The organism is Agromyces subbeticus DSM 16689, assembly GCF_000421565.1.
GTDB lineage: Bacteria > Actinomycetota > Actinomycetes > Actinomycetales > Microbacteriaceae > Agromyces > Agromyces subbeticus.
Genome location: NZ_ATXG01000001.1, coordinates 758,653 through 774,776, shown reverse-complemented (window position 1 = coordinate 774,776; position 16,124 = coordinate 758,653). Strand labels below are relative to the sequence as shown.

The 16,124-nt window shown below is 69.5% G+C and carries 15 protein-coding genes; 5 read left to right on the top strand and 10 right to left on the bottom strand.

The window, feature by feature from the left end:
• Window positions 1-13: 13 nt before the first annotated feature.
• From H521_RS0103550 to H521_RS0103530, 5 genes are all read right to left on the bottom strand, one after another.
• On the bottom strand, window positions 14-1,069 hold the full coding sequence (locus H521_RS0103550) for a family 43 glycosylhydrolase (RefSeq protein ID WP_022891659.1): 1,056 nt from the start codon (window positions 1,067-1,069) through the stop codon (window positions 14-16).
• On the bottom strand, window positions 1,044-3,812 hold the full coding sequence (locus H521_RS21315) for an alpha-L-rhamnosidase (protein WP_022891658.1): 2,769 nt from the start codon (window positions 3,810-3,812) through the stop codon (window positions 1,044-1,046). The genes H521_RS0103550 and H521_RS21315 overlap by 26 nt, the downstream gene beginning before the upstream one ends.
• Entirely contained in the window at window positions 3,809-4,720 is a 912-nt protein-coding gene (locus tag H521_RS0103540) for a carbohydrate ABC transporter permease (protein WP_022891657.1), read from the bottom strand. Before H521_RS0103540 ends, H521_RS21315 begins: the two co-directional genes overlap by 4 nt.
• Window positions 4,721-4,723: 3 nt before the next feature.
• A complete protein-coding gene (locus H521_RS0103535) occupies window positions 4,724-5,608 on the bottom strand; it encodes a carbohydrate ABC transporter permease (RefSeq protein WP_022891656.1) in 885 nt (294 codons plus the stop codon).
• A 121-nt stretch (window positions 5,609-5,729) separates the two neighbouring features.
• Window positions 5,730-7,040: an ABC transporter substrate-binding protein gene (locus tag H521_RS0103530; RefSeq protein WP_022891655.1), complete on the bottom strand. Its 1,311-nt coding sequence runs from the start codon at window positions 7,038-7,040 to the stop codon at window positions 5,730-5,732.
• 234 nt (window positions 7,041-7,274) lie between these two features.
• Between H521_RS0103530 and H521_RS0103525 the strand changes: the two genes are divergently transcribed.
• Window positions 7,275-8,279 (top strand): LacI family DNA-binding transcriptional regulator, encoded by a 1,005-nt coding sequence (locus H521_RS0103525; RefSeq protein ID WP_022891654.1) that lies wholly within the window; start codon window positions 7,275-7,277, stop codon window positions 8,277-8,279.
• A 36-nt stretch (window positions 8,280-8,315) separates the two neighbouring features.
• Here the strand turns inward: H521_RS0103525 and H521_RS0103520 are convergent, their stop codons facing one another.
• On the bottom strand, window positions 8,316-8,828 hold the full coding sequence (locus tag H521_RS0103520; protein ID WP_022891653.1) for a GNAT family N-acetyltransferase: 513 nt from the start codon (window positions 8,826-8,828) through the stop codon (window positions 8,316-8,318).
• A gap of 81 nt (window positions 8,829-8,909) precedes the next feature.
• On the opposite strand from H521_RS0103520, the gene H521_RS0103515 reads away from it, so the two are divergent.
• Window positions 8,910-9,206 (top strand): Dabb family protein, encoded by a 297-nt coding sequence (locus H521_RS0103515; RefSeq protein ID WP_022891652.1) that lies wholly within the window; start codon window positions 8,910-8,912, stop codon window positions 9,204-9,206.
• Here H521_RS0103515 and H521_RS21310 read toward each other — a convergent pair.
• Both H521_RS21310 and H521_RS0103505 read right to left on the bottom strand, forming a co-directional pair.
• Window positions 9,185-10,273, bottom strand: coding sequence for a CPBP family intramembrane glutamic endopeptidase (locus H521_RS21310; protein WP_245560923.1), 1,089 nt, complete (start codon window positions 10,271-10,273; stop codon window positions 9,185-9,187). The genes H521_RS0103515 and H521_RS21310 overlap by 22 nt on opposite strands.
• An 86-nt stretch (window positions 10,274-10,359) precedes the next feature.
• Window positions 10,360-10,860 (bottom strand): MarR family winged helix-turn-helix transcriptional regulator, encoded by a 501-nt coding sequence (locus tag H521_RS0103505; RefSeq protein ID WP_026481858.1) that lies wholly within the window; start codon window positions 10,858-10,860, stop codon window positions 10,360-10,362.
• A gap of 209 nt (window positions 10,861-11,069) precedes the next feature.
• On the opposite strand from H521_RS0103505, the gene H521_RS0103500 reads away from it, so the two are divergent.
• The 3 genes from H521_RS0103500 to H521_RS0103490 are packed head-to-tail and all read left to right on the top strand — an operon-like array spanning window position 11,070 to window position 13,307.
• Window positions 11,070-12,380, top strand: coding sequence for a SufS family cysteine desulfurase (locus tag H521_RS0103500; RefSeq protein WP_022891649.1), 1,311 nt, complete (start codon window positions 11,070-11,072; stop codon window positions 12,378-12,380).
• Window positions 12,381-12,435: 55 nt separating this feature from the next.
• Complete coding sequence (sufU, locus tag H521_RS0103495) at window positions 12,436-12,915, top strand: Fe-S cluster assembly sulfur transfer protein SufU (RefSeq protein ID WP_022891648.1); 480 nt, start codon at window positions 12,436-12,438, stop codon at window positions 12,913-12,915.
• Window positions 12,916-12,929: 14 nt separating this feature from the next.
• Window positions 12,930-13,307, top strand: coding sequence for a DUF2255 family protein (locus H521_RS0103490; protein ID WP_022891647.1), 378 nt, complete (start codon window positions 12,930-12,932; stop codon window positions 13,305-13,307).
• 7 nt (window positions 13,308-13,314) lie between these two features.
• On the opposite strand, the gene H521_RS21305 is transcribed toward H521_RS0103490, so the two are convergent.
• Window positions 13,315-14,673, bottom strand: coding sequence for a class I SAM-dependent methyltransferase (locus H521_RS21305; RefSeq protein WP_022891646.1), 1,359 nt, complete (start codon window positions 14,671-14,673; stop codon window positions 13,315-13,317).
• Window positions 14,670-16,049 (bottom strand): FAD-binding oxidoreductase, encoded by a 1,380-nt coding sequence (locus tag H521_RS0103480; RefSeq protein WP_022891645.1) that lies wholly within the window; start codon window positions 16,047-16,049, stop codon window positions 14,670-14,672. Before H521_RS0103480 ends, H521_RS21305 begins: the two co-directional genes overlap by 4 nt.
• Window positions 16,050-16,124: the final 75 nt, after the last annotated feature.

The following is a 16,124-nucleotide window of genomic DNA, read 5'->3' as shown; positions in this document are numbered from 1 at the left end:
CGAAGAAGCACCCTCAGCCAGGCAGCTCCTCGAACTCCTCGATCGTCCACTCGTCGCGCCACTCGATGTACGGGCGTTCACCGTCGAAGCGGATGGGCAGCCAGACGTAGTCGGCGAGCGAGGTGTCGGGCTCGCCGAGGTCGATGGCACCCCATTCGCGCGGGCCCTCGAGGTCGACGCTGAACACCGTCTCGAACAGAGCTTGGATGTCGGGCAGGTCATCGGGCGGCGAGACGACCCACCGATCGGCGATCGCGATGTAGAGGTCGCGACGCGTCGGGTGCTTGAAGATCGATGAGATCTGCGAGCGGAACGAGGTGCGCGACGCATCGTCGGGGTGCGCGTCGCCGAGCACGGTCCAAGGGCCGTGATACGAGTCTGCGGTCGCAAACTCCGAGGGGTTCGGGAAGTACCCGGTGGTTCCGGATGTCGCGAGGTAGTGCCTTCCCTTGCGGCGGAAGTACGCCGGGGCCTCACGAACGAACGGCGGCTGCAGCCGGGGGAAGTGCGTCGAGTAGTAGCCGGTGACATCCGTGTACTCGTCGTTCAGGTCGGCGACGATGAGTTCGCTGTGCACGCGCTCGAACACGTAGTACGCCTTGCCGTCCGACGGCTCGACCACGAGGTCGAAGTCGCCGGCGTTCATTCCCAGCGGCTTGATGCCCTTCGTCACGAGCTCGTACGGCCCGACGATGCGGTCGGCGGTGAAGACGCTCGATCGCTGCTCGCCGTTGCGGTGCATGACCTTGACCCAGCACACGAACTTGCCGGTGGTCGCGTTGTAGATGATGTGCGGCCGGTCGGCGAGTTGCTCGGGATGCATCGGATGGGTCTCGTCGTCGAGCACGGGTGGGATGATCGTGCCGAGATCCTCCCAGTTGTACAGGTCCTTCGACGAGTAGCACCGCACGCCCCAGTGCCAGATGCCGCTGCTCGGCGTCGTCTTCTCCTTGTTCTCGCCGAACCAGTAGAAGGTGTCGTCGACGGTGATGATGGAGCCGCCGTGGGTGTGGATGCGGTTGCCGTCGGTATCGAGCCACGGCTCACCGGGTCGGATCGAGTGCTGCACTGCTGGTCCTTTCAGGGGAGGAATCGGAGAGTTCGGGCGGCGGCCCGCCGCGCCAGCGCTTCGGCGGTCGGGGCGGATCGTCGGCGACGGCGCGCACGATGCTCGTGAACGTGTGCTGCCCGGCGGGCACGGCGTCGATCACGCGGCCGTCGGGCAGCTCGACCGTGGCCGTGGCGCCGAGCGGCACGACGACGTCGAGCGTGAGGAGCGCGCCCTCCCGGCGCCAGGCCGAGGAGGCGAGGCCGAGGGTGCCGAGGTGGCTCGACGAGGCGTGGGTGAGGCCGCCGCCGGGGCGGGGTGCGATGCGCAGCGCGACGCCGCCGGGTGCGGCGACGTCGAGCCCGGCCACCACGCGATGCATGAAGCCCGCGACGGCGCCCAGCGCGTAGTGGTTGAACGAGGTCATGTCGCCGGGGTTCACCGTGCCGTCGGGCAGCATGCTGTCCCAGCGCTCCCAGATCGTGGTCGCACCCATCGAGACCTGGTAGAGCCACGACGGCAGCTCATCCTGCAGCAGCAGGTGGTACGCGGCATCCATGCCCCCCACCATGGCGAGCGCGTCGCAGATGATCGGCGTGCCGACGAAGCCGGTGCTGATGCGGAAGTCGTTCTGCGCCACGAGTTCGAGCAGGCGTTCGCCCGCTCGGCGCTGCTGCTCGGGCGAGGCGAAGAGCCCGAAGACGATGCACAGGGCGAGTGAGGTCGGGGTGTCGCTGACGACCCGGCCGCTCGACGACAGGTACTCCCCCTGGAACGCGGCGAGCGCGCGAGCGGCGAGCGTGCCGTAACGTTGCTCGTCGTCGACGCGACCGAGCAGTGCGGCGGTCTCGGCCATGATGCCGGCGGTGCGCACGTGGTAGGCGGTCGCGACGAGGTACTTGTCGGTGTGCGAGTCGCCCGGGCTCTCGGGCGGGGCCGCGGGGTCGAGCCAGTCGCCGAGCTGGAATCCGGTGTTCCAGAGCCCGGTGCCACCAGACAGTCGATCGACGAGATCGACCCAGCCGCGCATGCTGTCGTACTGCGTTTCGAGTACCCGCAGATCACCGTCGTGCTGGTACAGCTCCCACGGCACGATCACGGCGGCATCGCCCCACGCGGCGGTCGGGAAGTTCGGGAACCCGCAGTCGAGCCACGGCACGAAGTTCGGCACGTGACCCTGCTCGGCCTGCTCCTCGGCGAGGTCGCGCAGCCACCCGGTCAAGGTGCCGTGGGCGGCGTACAGGCGCAGCGCCGTCGGCGCGAACACCTGGATGTCGCCGGTCCAGCCAAGGCGCTCATCACGCTGCGGGCAATCGGTCGGCAGGTCGACGAAGTTGTCGCGCATGCTCCAGACGACGTTCGAGTGCAGGCGGTTGAGGCCCTCGTGCGAGCTCTCGAACCACCCGGTCCGAGGCATGTCGGTGTGCACGACGAGCGCTTCGACGTCGACGGTGTCGAGCTCTCCCGGCCAGCCTTCGAGTTCCGCGTAGCGGAACCCGTGGATGGTGAATCGCGGCGACCACGTCTCGGCACTCCCGCGGTCGTCGCCGCCGCCGCCGCCGGCGCACACGTACTCGTCGATCGACACCGCTGCCCGCAACGGGCGCACCCCGAGGGCGCCGTTCTCGAGCACCTCGGCGTGGTGCAGCCGCACCACGTGGCCCGCGGGGCCGGCGACGCGGATGCGCAGCTTGCCCGAGATGTTCTGCCCGAAGTCGAGCCGGATGCGGCCGCCCTCGAGCCGCTCGACGGATTCGGGCCGCAGCGTCTCGATGACCCGAACCGGCGGGCCGCTCGGCGCCTCGAGCCGGGCCGGGAACTGCTCGAGCGGCAGCAGCACCGGGCGCGACCAGTGGGAGTCGTCGAACCCCGGCTCGCTCCAGCCCGCCGGCAGCAAGCGGGCGTCGTAGCGCTCGCCCTCGTACAAGCCCACCTCGGTGATGGGCGAGGGATGCCACGTCCACTCCTCATCGAGCGGCACCCGCACGACCGAGTCGTCGTCGAGGGTCAGCTCGAGCTGCAGCAGCAGCGCGACATCCGTGCCGTAGACGTTCCACAGCCCACCGTCGAAGCCGATGCGCCCGCGATACCAGCCGTCGGCGAGCCAGGCGCCGATCGCGTTGCGGCCTTCGCGCACGAGCTCGGTGACGTCGTGGGTCTGCGTGCGCAGCCGGTGCCGGTAGCTCGTCCATCCCGGTGCGAGCAGCCCGTCGGCGACCGGTCGCCCATTTAATTCGAGTTCGTAGACGCCGTGCGCGCTGGCGTACACGCGCGCCCGCCGCACGGTGTCCGGCGCAATGCCGAGCGCCGCGGCATCCCACGTCGCCCGCAACAGGTACCCCGGCCGCAGCTCGCCATCGGCGGCCGGCGGCGCCGCGGGTGATGGCGAGACGAACGGCGTGACCCAGTCGTCGCGCTCGAGCAGGCCCGCTTCGACACGCACGGGCGCGCTCCACGCGGCATCCGCTGCCGTCGCCCGCAGCCGCAGCTCGCCGCCGCGACGCGAGCGAAGCGGTGTGAACGGCCAGGCGACGAGCCGGGTCGAGCCGGCGGTGGCCTCGATCGTCGCCCGCTCGACCTCGCCGTCGTCGAGCCGGAACTCGGCCAGCCACATCTCTGCCGCACCCGATGCGATCCACGACAGGCGGGGGGTAGCCTCGCCGATGCCGAGTCCGAGCCCGACTTCCGATGCACCCCGTCGGTTCTCGAGCCAGATCTCCTCGATCGTCACGACCTCCTCGATCGCCACGCGCTGCGTCGTCATCCCTTCACCGACCCTGCCGTCAGGCCCTTCATGACCTGCTGGTTGAGGAAGAGGTAGAGCGCGAGCGTGCCGAACACGTTCACGGCGATGGCGGCGAAGGTCGGCCCGTACTGCACGGCGCCGTACTGGCCGGTGAAGTTGAGCAGGCCCACCTGGATGGTGCGCAGGTCGCTCGACGTCGTGAAGGTCAAGGCGATGAGCAGGTCGTTCCAGATGAAGAAGAACTGCACGAGCCCCACCGTGAAGATCGCGTTGCGCACGAGCGGGATGCCGACGCTCCAGAAGGCGCGCAGCATGCTCGCGCCGTCGAGGGTCGCCGCTTCGAAGATCTCGCGTGGCACCGACCGGAAGAACGTCGCCATCATGAACACGGTGAGCGGCAGCCCGGTGGCGATGTAGGTGAGGATCAGCGGCCACAGGCTGCCCGTGAGCCCCGTGCGGAAGTACATCGTGAAGAGCGGCAGCAGAATCATCTGCGCGGGCACCATGATGCCGGCCAGGAAGAGGAGCAGCACGGTGCCGCGGCCCTTCCAGACGAGTACCTCGAGCGCGAACCCCGCCGCGACGCCGAAGAGCAGGATGCAGAACAGCGACGGGAAGACCGCGATGACGCTGTTCAGGATGTACTGCCCGAAGCCGCCGGTCGTGAAGACCTCGACGTAGTTGTCGAGCGACCACGAGGCCGGCAGCGCCCAGAACGGCTCGCTCAGGAACTCGCTCTGCGTCTTGAACGAGCCGAGGAACATCCACAGCATCGGGTAGATCTCGACCACGAGCAGGATCGCGATGATGAGGCGCATCGGTAAGCGAGCGAAGAAGTCCCGGGCGCCGCGTCGGCGCCGCGGCTCGCGCGGTGAGGAGACGGCGACGGTGCGCAGGTCCTCGGTGAGTGCGGTGGCGGAGGTCACGACTCAGCCCTTCGTGAGGTCCCGGCGCGTGGACCGGAAGATGAAGACGGTGAACAGGAGGCAGAGGATCGTGAGCATCAGCGCGACGGTCGATCCGTAGCCGTACTCGCCGTAGGTGAATGAGGTCTCGAACATGTAGACGGTGAGCGGCGTCGTCGCATTGCCCGGCCCGCCGTTGGTCAGGGCGACCACCGTGTCGAAGACCTTGAGCGTGCCGTTGATGCTGAAGATCAGCGACGAGAGCAGCACCGGCAGCGAGAGCGGCAGCACGATGCTGCGGATGAGCTTCCAGCCGGATGCCCCGTCGAGACGCGCAGACTCGAGCAACTCATCGGGGATGTCGACGAGGCCGGCGTAGAGCAGCACGGCGTAGAAGCCCATGGAACGCCAGAGGTCCATGAGGATGACGATCCAGAACGAGGCGTCGGGCGTGCCGAACCAGTCGACGGATTCGAGCCCGAACGAGTTCAGCAGGGCGTTGACCGGGCCCGTCGTGGGCGCCGCCTCGAAGAGCCGCTGGAACAGCAGGGCGACGGCGACGGTCGGCAGCACGACCGGGAAGAAGACGATGGTGCGGATGAGGCCCGACGCCTTGCGGAGCCAGAACACGTAGAGCAGGGCGAGGAGGAACCCAATGCCGACCTGCAGCACCGTGAGCACGAGCGCGTACCGCAGGGTGAAGCCCACGGCCTCCCAGGCGGCCGGGTCGCCGAAGAACTTCACGAAGTTGTCGAAGCCGTTGAACTGGAACCCGACGATCGGGTTGCCGTCCATGACCGTGTAGCCGAGCGACCAGACGATCGGCACCAGCATGATGAGCGTGTAGACGAGCAGCGCGGGCCCGAGCAGGATCAGGATGGCGCGCTTGTCGCCGAGGGTTTTTTCCATCGTCAGACAATCTGGTCGGCCGCTGTTGCGGCATGATGCGGTGGTTCGGTCGCCGAACGGGCGGCGCTGCCGGGCCGCAGCGGGAGTGCACCGCGGCCCGGCGATTTCGGGGAGCGGTGCATCAGCCCTCGTCGTTCGCGGACTGCACGAGCTCCATGAACTCGGCGCCCGTGAGCGTGCCGTTGCCGAGTCCGCCGCCGTTGGTCTGGCTGACGGTGGTGCCCTTCGAGGTGAACAGCGCCTCGAACCAGAGCACGCTCGACGGGGCGTTCGCGATGACGTCCTGCACGATCTGGGTCGTCGGCGGCAGGTCGGCGGGCGGGTTCTCGAGCGCGAAGCCCGACACGACGCCGCTCTCGGCCAGCACCGTGTCGCCGTAGTTCTCGGCGATGCACTTCAGCCAGTCGGCCGTGGAGTCGGTGTAGCCCTTCTTCGACAGCATCACCGGGATGCCGACGTTGGCGGGCACCTGGTCGATGCTGCCGGCGCCGCCCTCGACCTCGGGGAACGGGGCGAAGCCGATGTTGTCGGCGCCGATCTGGTTCTGCTCCTCGTCGTTGAAGTTCGCGAGCGCCCAGCTGCCCATGTAGAAGAACGCGGCACCGCCGGTGAGGAACTGGTTCAGTGCGGCGTTGTAGTCGACGGAGCCGACGGCGTCGCCGAAGTACCCGGATGCCCCGAGCTCTGCGACCGCGTCGGCGGCCGCAACGTATTCGGGGTCGGTGAGCTTCGCATCGCCGTCGGCGACCTTCTTGAGGGCGTCGGGGCCGAGGTCGCGCACGATGTAGTCGCCGACGAGCCGGGTGATCGGCCATCCGTCTTTGCCCGCAGCGGTGAAGGGCTGCACACCGGCGGACTTCAGGGTCGCGGCGGCGGCGACGAGTTCGTCCCACGTCTGCGGCGCCTCGATGCCGTTGTCGGCGAGCAGCTGCTCGTTGTACCAGAAGCCTTCGATGTTCAGCTCGGTCGGCAGCGCGTAGAGCGAGTCGCCGCCGTAGAGGGCCTTGATCGTCGATTCGGCGGCCGGGAGGATCTTGTCGGCGACGCCGAGGTCGTCGAGCGCCTCCGAGAGGTCGAGCACTTGGTCGGCGTCGATGAACTGCTGCATGAGCGACGGGGTGCCGGCCGCCATCGAGAGGTCGGAGAGTGCGTCCTGCCCGGCAAGCAGTTGCAGCTTCTGGTCCCACTGAGTGCCGGCGGTGCTGTCGGACTCGAGCGGTGCCGCCTTCTCGGCCGCAGCGCACTGCTCGGCGCCGAGGGTCTCGAGCGTATTGATGATGGTGGTGTTCTCGGTCTGGCCGAGGTAGCTGAACGAGCCGTCGTCGGCTCCCCCGCCGGAACCAGCGGGGCCGCAGGCGGTGAGCGCCAACGCTCCCGCACCGAGCAGCGCGCCGAGGGGCAGCAGGCGCCGCCGCATGAGTGCTGTGGTCACGATTCCTCCTTGAATCTTTGGCTTCGATTGAAGCGCTTCATCGATACCGTAGCGCTAAGCTCAGCATCTGTCACGTAGTCTTGGTCACAATCTTGAAACGCTTCACTTCCGGGCCCGACAAGCCGGGGCGTGGGAACATAGCGAACGAACCCACGGCCGAAGCATCGGCCCCGCAGCACATGGAGGTGCCGCATTCCTGCAGAACGTCGTAGAGGCGCGAGGGCTCAGCCCAGCATGACGGATGTCGCGCGCCAGGCCGGTGTCGCGCTCGGCACCGTGTCGAACACGCTCAACAACCCCGACAAGGTGTCGGACGCCACCCGTCGGCGCGTGCTCGCCGCCATCGCCGAACTCGGCTTCGTGCGTAACGATGCCGCGCGCTCGCTCGCGGCCGGAAGCAGCACCACCGTCGGCCTCGTGCTCGCCGACCTCGACAACTCCTTCTTCGTCGACATCGCGCGTGGCGCAGAGACGATCCTGCGCCAGCACGGCATGAACCTGCTCATCGCGAACACCGATGTCGACCCGGCGCGGGAGCAGCGCAACCTCGAACTCTTCGAGGAGTCGCGAGTGGCCGGCATCCTGATCACACCGACGCCATGGGTCGCCGCGCGTCGGCCGGCGATCCGCAGCACTCCGCTCGTCTACGTCAACGCGCACCCGGGCGACCCGTCGAGCTCGGGTGTGGTGGTCGACGAACGCCGCGGCGGCTATCTCGCCGCTCGGCACCTCATCGACCTCGGCCGAACCCGGTTGCTCTTCGTCGGCGGTCCGTTCCTGCTCGAGGCGGTCGCCGCCCGCCGCGACGGCGCTCAGCAGGCCGTCGAGGAGTCCCGGGGCGTATCGCTCGAGGTGCTCGAGACGCGCGGCCTCAACATTCCGCACGGGCGCCAGGCAGGTCGAGAGATCGTCGAGGGCGGTGCCGGCCGCGTCGACGGCATCATCGCAGCATCCGACCTCATGGCCATCGGCTGCATGCAGGTCTTCGACGACGAGACCGGCTTCGACGTGCCCGCCGACATCGCGATCACCGGCTACGACAACAACCACTTCGCCTCTGAGAGCGCCACGCCGGTGAGCACGATCGCCCAGCCAGGTGAGGAGATGGGCCGCGCCGCCGCCCAGCTGCTGATCAACCAGATCACCGCACCGGAGTCGGCGCAGCCGCGCACCGTCACGCTCGAGCCGCATCTCATCGCTCGGCGTTCGACCCTCGGCGAAGCGTGGCGCCGCGACTGAGCCCGGCCGAGCGGCCACGGCTCGCAATCCGCCACTTCAGAGGAACAGCTTGAACCCGACGTGGGAGCCGGTGAAGCCGAGCCGCTCGTAGAAGCGGTGCGCGTCGTCGCGGCGCGCATCCGAGGTGAGCTGCACGAGCGCCGCTCCACTCGCCCGGGCATCGTCGATCGCCCACTGCATCATCGCGCCGCCGAGCCCGCCGCCGCGCGTCGACTCGGCAACGCGAACCGCCTCGACCTGCAGTCTCGCGGCGCCGCGGCGTGCAAGCCCGGGAATGAGCGTGAGCTGCATCGTGCCGACCACCTCACCGCCCGCGGTCTCGGCGACCACGAGGGTGTGCGCGGGGTCGCGATCGATCGCCTCGAACGCCGCCTCGTAGTGCACGAGGTCGTCGGCGTTCGTGCTGTCGTCGTTCGCGCGCAGGGCGTCGGCGGCGATGAGTGCGACAAGCGCCGGCAGGTCGTCGCGGCGCGCTCGGCGCAGCATGAAGGTGCCGCCGGGCACGGCGAGCGTGGCGAGGGTGGTGCTGGTCGTGGTCGCGCGGGTCATGTCACCAACCTCTCATGGCCGGCCGACGGCGAGCACCGCGAGAGCGCGGCGCAAGAACGGCGCGACCTCTACAGTGAACACATGATCCGACACACCGTCGCCTTCCGACTTCGTCATGCCGCGGGTTCCGCCGAAGAGCTGGCGTTCCTGCAGGCCGCCGAAGAACTGGCCGCCATCCCCGGCGTCGAACGATTCGAGCAACTGCGGCAGGTGAGCCCGAAGAACGCGTTCGCGTTCGGCTTCTCGATGGAGTTCGCCGACCAGGCGGCGTACGACGCGTACAACACGCACCCCGCCCACGTGGCGTTCGTGCGTGATCGCTGGGCGAACGAGGTCGACGACTTCCTCGAGATCGACTACACGCCGCTCGCGGGCTGAACCTCGTCGACTCGTTCGCTGCCTGCCGCTCCGAGGCGGGCAGTGAGACGATCGCGCCGGAACTGCCCAGCTGCCACGAGCAGCGCGACGACCGCGGCCATCACCGCGCACGTGATGAGCCCGGCGGGCCCCGCGAGCCACGCCGGCGGCACCGGGGACCCGGCCGCGACGACCAGCGCGCCGAGGCCCGCCGCCGCATTGAAGGCGCCATGCCCGAACACGGCCGGCCAGACGGAGCCGGTGCGCAGCCTGGTCCAGCCGAGCAGCACACCGAGCACCATGCACGCGAGCACCATGAGCAGCACGCCCGTGACGTCGGTGAGCCCGAAGTTGTAGCCGAGCAGAATCAGGGGCGAGTGCCAGAAGCCCCAGAAGGCGCCCGAGACGAGCAGTGACGGCCAGATGCCGAGCGGTCGCAGCGCGGGCAGCAGCCAGCCGCGCCATCCGACCTCTTCTCCGAAGGCGAAGGGCGCGTTGATGATCGCGCCGATCGGGATCATCACGAGCTGCAGCACCACGAGCAGGCCGATCGGAGGAAGACCGACCGGTGGCGTGACGTCGCCGACGGCGAGGTCGGCTTGAAGCTGCGCCGCGAACCCCGAGAAGCCCACAAGATCGAACTCGGCGAGGCCGAGGAGCCCGACGACCACGAGGCCCACCCCGATGAGCAGGGGCAGCCCGATGATGGCGGCGATCGAGACGCCGAGCGTGCGGCCGACGGGCCGCAGCGGCCACATGCCGAGATCGCGCAGGATGCCGCGTGCACCCCGCTTGCCGTGATGCCGCCGCTCCACGAGCAGCGCCGCGACCGTCGCGATCGCGGGCGTGAACATCATGGCGGTGGCGATCACCGGCACGAGCGGATCGGCCATGCCGAGCCCGCGCGCCCAGAGCGGCGCGGCGACGAGCCACGCGAGCCCGCACGAGACAACCGCGAACACGGCGACGGCCGCCCACGCGACGCGCTGCGATGCGGGCGCGGCCTCGGCCACCCCGACGGGAGACGCTTCAGGGATCGCGGACTCGGGGCCCCTTGAGACGGTCTGGTCAGCCACTTCTTCGCTCACGCGATCAACGCTAGTGAGGCTCCCGCCGCGACGGATCCCCCGTACGACGGAGTTGCTGACGAGAGGCGGGCTCGGATTCGGTGCGGCTACGACTCCTGCGCGAGCCGGCGCAGCAGCGCTGCCAGCGTCGCCTGCTCCTCGCGGCTGAGGCCGCGGAGCTCTTCGGCTTCGCGCTCGGCGAGGAGCCGCATGGCCTGATCGACCCGCGTGGCACCCTCGGGCGTGAGCCGAACGAGCACGCTGCGCCCGTCACGCGGGTTCGGACGGCGCTCGACGAGCCCTCGACGGGTGAGGTTGTCGAGGCGATTCGTCATCGCCGCGCTGCCGATCATCGTGGCCTCGATCAATTGCGCCGGGCTGAACTCGTGCGGGGGCTCGGCGCGCCGGAGGGCCGCGAGCACGTCGAACTCCCAGGCTGCGAGGCCGGCACCGCTGAAGGCGCTCGCCCGAAGCCGGCCGAGCCGATTGGCCACGCGCCGCAAGCGCGACATCACGTCGAGTGGCGTCAGGTCGACGCCCGGCAGTCGGCGCGACCAGGCATCGATGAGCAGGTCGACCTCGTCGTCGCGGTCATCGCGCTCACTCACGCTCCGGGGCATACCCAAACGGTATCCCGGCGGCGGCCCACCCGCACGCCGCGCGCAACTCGCACGCACACCGTCCGCCCCCGCACTGCCACCGCCACCAGGGCGATCGGCACACGATTCGCCTCGGCCGATCGGCCGCGAACGGCGATGGCCGCCCGAAACTGCGTCAGACTGGAAGCACGCCGTCACGTGGATCCCCCCGCGGCGGCATGCTGGGAGGAACCGTGACCCTCGACCGAACGACGACCATCGACGGTCTGCTGCCCGAGGCGCTCCGACTGGACTTCCCGTACCTCGCACAGGAGCTCAACGGGCATCCGCTCGCCTATCTCGACTCGGGCGCGACCGCACAGCGTCCGCGCACCGTGCTCGATGCCGAACGCGACTACCTCGAGCGCTCGAACGCCGCCGTGCACCGCGGTGCGAGCACCCTCGTGGGCACCTCCACGACCGCCTTCGAAGACGCCCGCGCGACGGTCGCCCGCTTCGTCGGCGCCGGCCTCCGCGAGATCGTGTGGGCCGAGAACGCGACCGACGCCATCAACATCGTCGCGCTCGGCATGGCGGATGCCGCGGCCGGCCTCGGCGGCCCCGAAGCCGCGGTCTTCAGGCTCGGCGAAGGCGACGAGATCGTCGTGACCGAGGCCGAGCACCACGCGAACCTCATCCCCTGGCAGCGGCTCGCCGCGAAGACGGGGGCGACGCTGCGCTGGATCCCCGTGCACGATGACGGCACGTGGGGCATCGACGACGCGGCATCCGTCATCGGCGAACGCACTCGCCTCGTCGCGTTCGCGCATGTCTCCAACGTGACCGGCCACCTCGCGCCCGTCGCCGACGTGGCCGAGCTCGCGCACCGGCACGGCGCGCTCGTGCTGCTCGATGCCTGCCAGTCGGTGCCGCACCGGCCGACCGACTTCGCCGACCTCGGCGTCGACTTCGCGGCGTTCTCGGCGCACAAGATGCTCGGGCCCACCGGCATCGGCGTGCTCTACGGCCGCGAGGCGCTGCTCGACGCCCTGCCACCGGCCCGCACGGGCGGATCGACCATCACGACGGTGACGATGGAGTCGGCGTCGTTCCTGCCGTCGCCGCAGCGGTTCGAAGCGGGCACCCAGCCGGTGTCGCAAGCAGTCGCCCTCGCCGAGGCCGTGCGCTACCTCGATGCACTCGACATGCAGCGGGTGCACGAGCATGAGGGCGCTCTGGCCGAACTGCTCGTCGACGAGGTCGCCGGCATTCCCGGCATCCGCTTGCTCGGCCCGGCCGCCGGCGTCGAGCGAGCCGCCCTCGCGAGCGTCGACGTCGCCGGCGTGCACGCGCACGATGTCGGCCAGTTCCTCGATTCGCGGGGCATCGCCGTGCGGGTCGGCCACCACTGCGCGCAACCGCTGCACCGACGACTCGGCCTGCGCGCGACCACGCGTGCGAGCGCCTACGTCTACACGACGCCCGACGAGATCCGGCGCTTCGCGGCGGCGCTCGCCGAGGTGCGCGGCTTCTTCGGAATCGACGCATGAGCGGCGTGATCGAGTCGGCTCTGGCCGAGGTTCGCGGCTTCTTCGGAGTCGACGCATGAGCGACCTCTCGGGTCTGTACCAAGAGCTCATCCTCGATCACTCGCGTCGCCGCATCGGCGACGGCGAGCTCGCCGACCCGCACGCCACGCACCACGAGCTGAACCCCACGTGCGGCGACGAGATCACGATGGGCGTTCGGCTCGACGCATCCGGCACCAGGGTCGAGGCGATCGGCTGGGTCGGCGACGGCTGCAGCATCTCGATGGCCTCGGCGTCGGCCCTGACCGAGCTCGCGACCGGCGCGGACCTCGAACGAGTGCGCCAGCTGATCGACGGGTTCCGCTCGATGATGCGCTCGCAGGGCGCCGGCGAGGCCGACGAAGACCTGCTCGGCGACGCGATCGCCTTCCACGGCGTCTCGAAGTACGTCATGCGCGTGAAGTGCGCGATGCTCTCGTGGGTCGCGCTCGAGGCCTGCATCGCCGCGGCGAGCGCGGGCTCGGCCGCATCGAGCGCACCGACCACCACCACCTGAGGAGCACTGTCCGGATGACGACCTGGAACCACGACGACCTCGACCGCGGCGCCGCCGAAGAACTCGACCTCGCCTCGCGCCGTGCCGACGGCACCTTGCGGCCGTACGTCACCATGTGGGTCGCGCGCGTCGGCGAGGAGCTCTACGTGCGTTCGGCGTACGGCTCGAAGAACCCCTGGTATCGACGCGCGATCGCGAGCGGTGAGGGACGTATCCGGGCCCGGGGCGTCGAGCGAGATGTCAGCTTCGCGGATGCCGCGGCGCAGGTGCATCCCGAACTCGACGCCGAGTACCACCGCAAGTACGACCGCCACGGCGCCGCCATCGTCGGGACGGTGGTCGGCGATGCCGTGCGCGACGTGACCATTCGGCTCGTGCCGGCCACCGACTGATCGCGTCCTATGGCGTCCACCACGGCCGCAGCGGCAGCTGGGCGGCGTCGCTGCGATCGTCTGGTCTGACCGCCAGCACCTGGTGCAACTGGATGCCGCCGCTCTCGAACGCGAGCCGTGACCCGGCCATGTAGAGGCCCCACACCTTCGCGGTCGGCAGCCCGACCTCGGCGACCGCCTCTTCCCAGTGCGCGACGAGGTTGGCGCACCAATCGCGCAGTGTCAGTGCATAATGCTGACGCAGGTTCTCTTCGTGCAGCACTTCGAAGCCGACATCCTGCGCCTCGGTGATGATGCGGCCCGAGCCGGTGAGCTCTCCGTCGGGGAACACGTACCGGTCGATGAAGCCGCGCGCCGACGGCTCGGAGCGATTGTCGGGCCGGGTGATGCAGTGGTTGAGCAAGAGTCCCCCGGGCCGCAAGCGCGACTGCAGAAAGCCGAAATACGAAGCGTAGTTGCGCACGCCGATGTGCTCGAGCAGCCCGATCGATGACACCGCATCGAAGCCGTCTTCGGCGATGTCGCGGTAGTCGCCGTAGCGCACCTCGGCGAGGTCGGCGAGGCCCTCGACGGCGATCGCCTGCTGCGCCCACGCCGTCTGCTCTCGCGACAGGGTCACGCCCAACGCCTGCACGCCGTGGCGCGCGGCGTAGCGCACCATGCCGCCCCACCCGCAGCCGACGTCGAGCAGTCGGTCGCCCGGCTTCAGCCGCAGCTTCTCGAACACGAGCCGGTACTTGTTCTGCTGCGCCTCGTCGAGGGATGCGTCGAGGCCCGGGTAGCACGCGCACGTGTAGGTCATCGACGGCCCGAGCACCCATTCGTAGAAGGTGTTCGACACGTCGTAGTGGTGGTGGATCGCTTCGGCGTCGCGGCCCTTGCTGTGTCGGAGCCCCTCGGCGATGCGGCGCCACCGGGGCGGCACCTCTTGCGGCGGCGGCGCGATCGGCCGCAGATGTTCGACGCCGATCGAACGGATGATCTGGGTCATCACCCGCGGCGGTGGCAGCTTGAAGACCAGGCTGTCGGCGAGTGCCTTGAGCAGCTCGTAGGGGTCTCCGGGGTGCACCCCCTGTATCTCGAGGTCGCCCGCGATGTAGGCGCGGGCGAGGCCGAGATCGCCGCGGCCGGTGGCGAGATAGGTCGTTCCTCGCGGAGTCTTCAGGTCGAGGCCGAACAGGGCGTCAGGCGGCCCCGCCGAGCTCCCGTCGTAGGCGGTGAACCTCAGCGGCAGCCGACCGGCGACGACGATCTCGAGGATCTCGGCGAGGGTGAGCTTCGCCGACGAGTCGGGTGCGGCCGCCGCATCCGTCGTCGGCGCGGTCTCAGCCTGCCCCGCTGTCGCCTGGCGTTTGGTCGTGGTCATCGCCGTTGCACCGCCTTCGCATAGAGGTCGAGCAGTCGAGAGTCGGGGTCGTATCGCCGCTTCACGGCCCGGTACGCCTCGCCGCCGTAGAGCTCCTCGAACTCCTCGCGCGAGTAGTACGAGTCGGAGTACAGCGACTTGTGTCCGTCGAACTCGCTCACGGCGCGCTCGATCGAGCGGTTCGTCTCGCCCTCGGAGCCGCCCACCGGAACCGTCGACCAGAAGCCGATGTTGACGTAGGTCTGCTGCGGCCGGATCGGGTAGAGAGGCCAGCCGCGGTCGCCCCGCAGGCGCAGCGGGCACAACCAGATCGGCTCGATCGGCACGTTCGCGAGGAACCATTCGAGGAAGCCGACGGTGCGCCCGATCGGCACCTCGACGTCTTGGATCACGCGTTCGCGCGCCGGCCGGCCCTTGAGCTTCTCGAGGCGATCGCCGAGGTCGAATCGCCGTTCGAGGCGCATGAGCGTCGAGTACGAGCGGCTGCGCCGGTATCGCCGCGGCCAGAACCGGCGAATCAGCGGATGCTGCGCGCCGAACGCCTGCGAGCACCAGAACCAGTCGGCGTCCCAGCGCCACAGGTAGTCGTGCATGGTGAGCCGGTCGTGCTTCGCACCGTCGTCATGCTGGATGGAGCGATAGAAGATCTGCTGGCGGGTGTAGTCGCTGACCGGGCCGGATGCCGCGGTCTGCGTGCCGACGCACAGGTAGCTCTCTTCAGCGCTGAACACCACGCCGTCGAGGGAATCGACGGCAACCCCGTCGAGTCGACCGGTCTCGATGATGCGCTCCATTGCCTCGATGAGGTCGGTGAGCGCATGGAACCGAAGGTGCGTGAGTGCGACGAACGGCTCGACCGGCTCGAGCTCGATGCGCAGGCGCACGGCGTAGCCGAGGGTGCCGTACGAGTTGGGGAAGGCGCGGAACAGCTCTGCGTGCTCGATCGGCGACGCCGTGATGATCTCGCCTGCGCCGGTGAGCACGTCGATCTCGAGCACCGACTCGTGCGGCAGACCGTTGCGGAACGACGTCGACTCGATGCCGAGTCCCGTTACGGCGCCCCCGAGGGTGATGGTCTTCAGTTGCGGCACCACGAGTGGCGCGAGCCCATGCGGCAGTGTCGCGGCGACGAGGTCGTCGTAGGTGCACATGCCGGCGACGTCGGCCGTGCGCGCCCCGGGGTCGACCGCGATGACGTGGGTCAGGCCGGAGGTGTCGAGGCCAGGGGCATCCGTCGCCGCTCGGGACCGGAAGAGGTTCGAGGTGCGCTTGGCGAGCCGCACCGATGCGGCCGCCGGCACCGCCCGATAACTCTCGAGCAATCGCTCCACGCCGTCGGCGTGGGCGGTTCGTGCATCGGTCGCAGGAGCGGACACGCCTCCACGCTAGTCCGCAGGCTGGCCAGCCGCACCGCCTTTCGCGCGACGCTCGTCGGCCGCGACCCGCGGCCG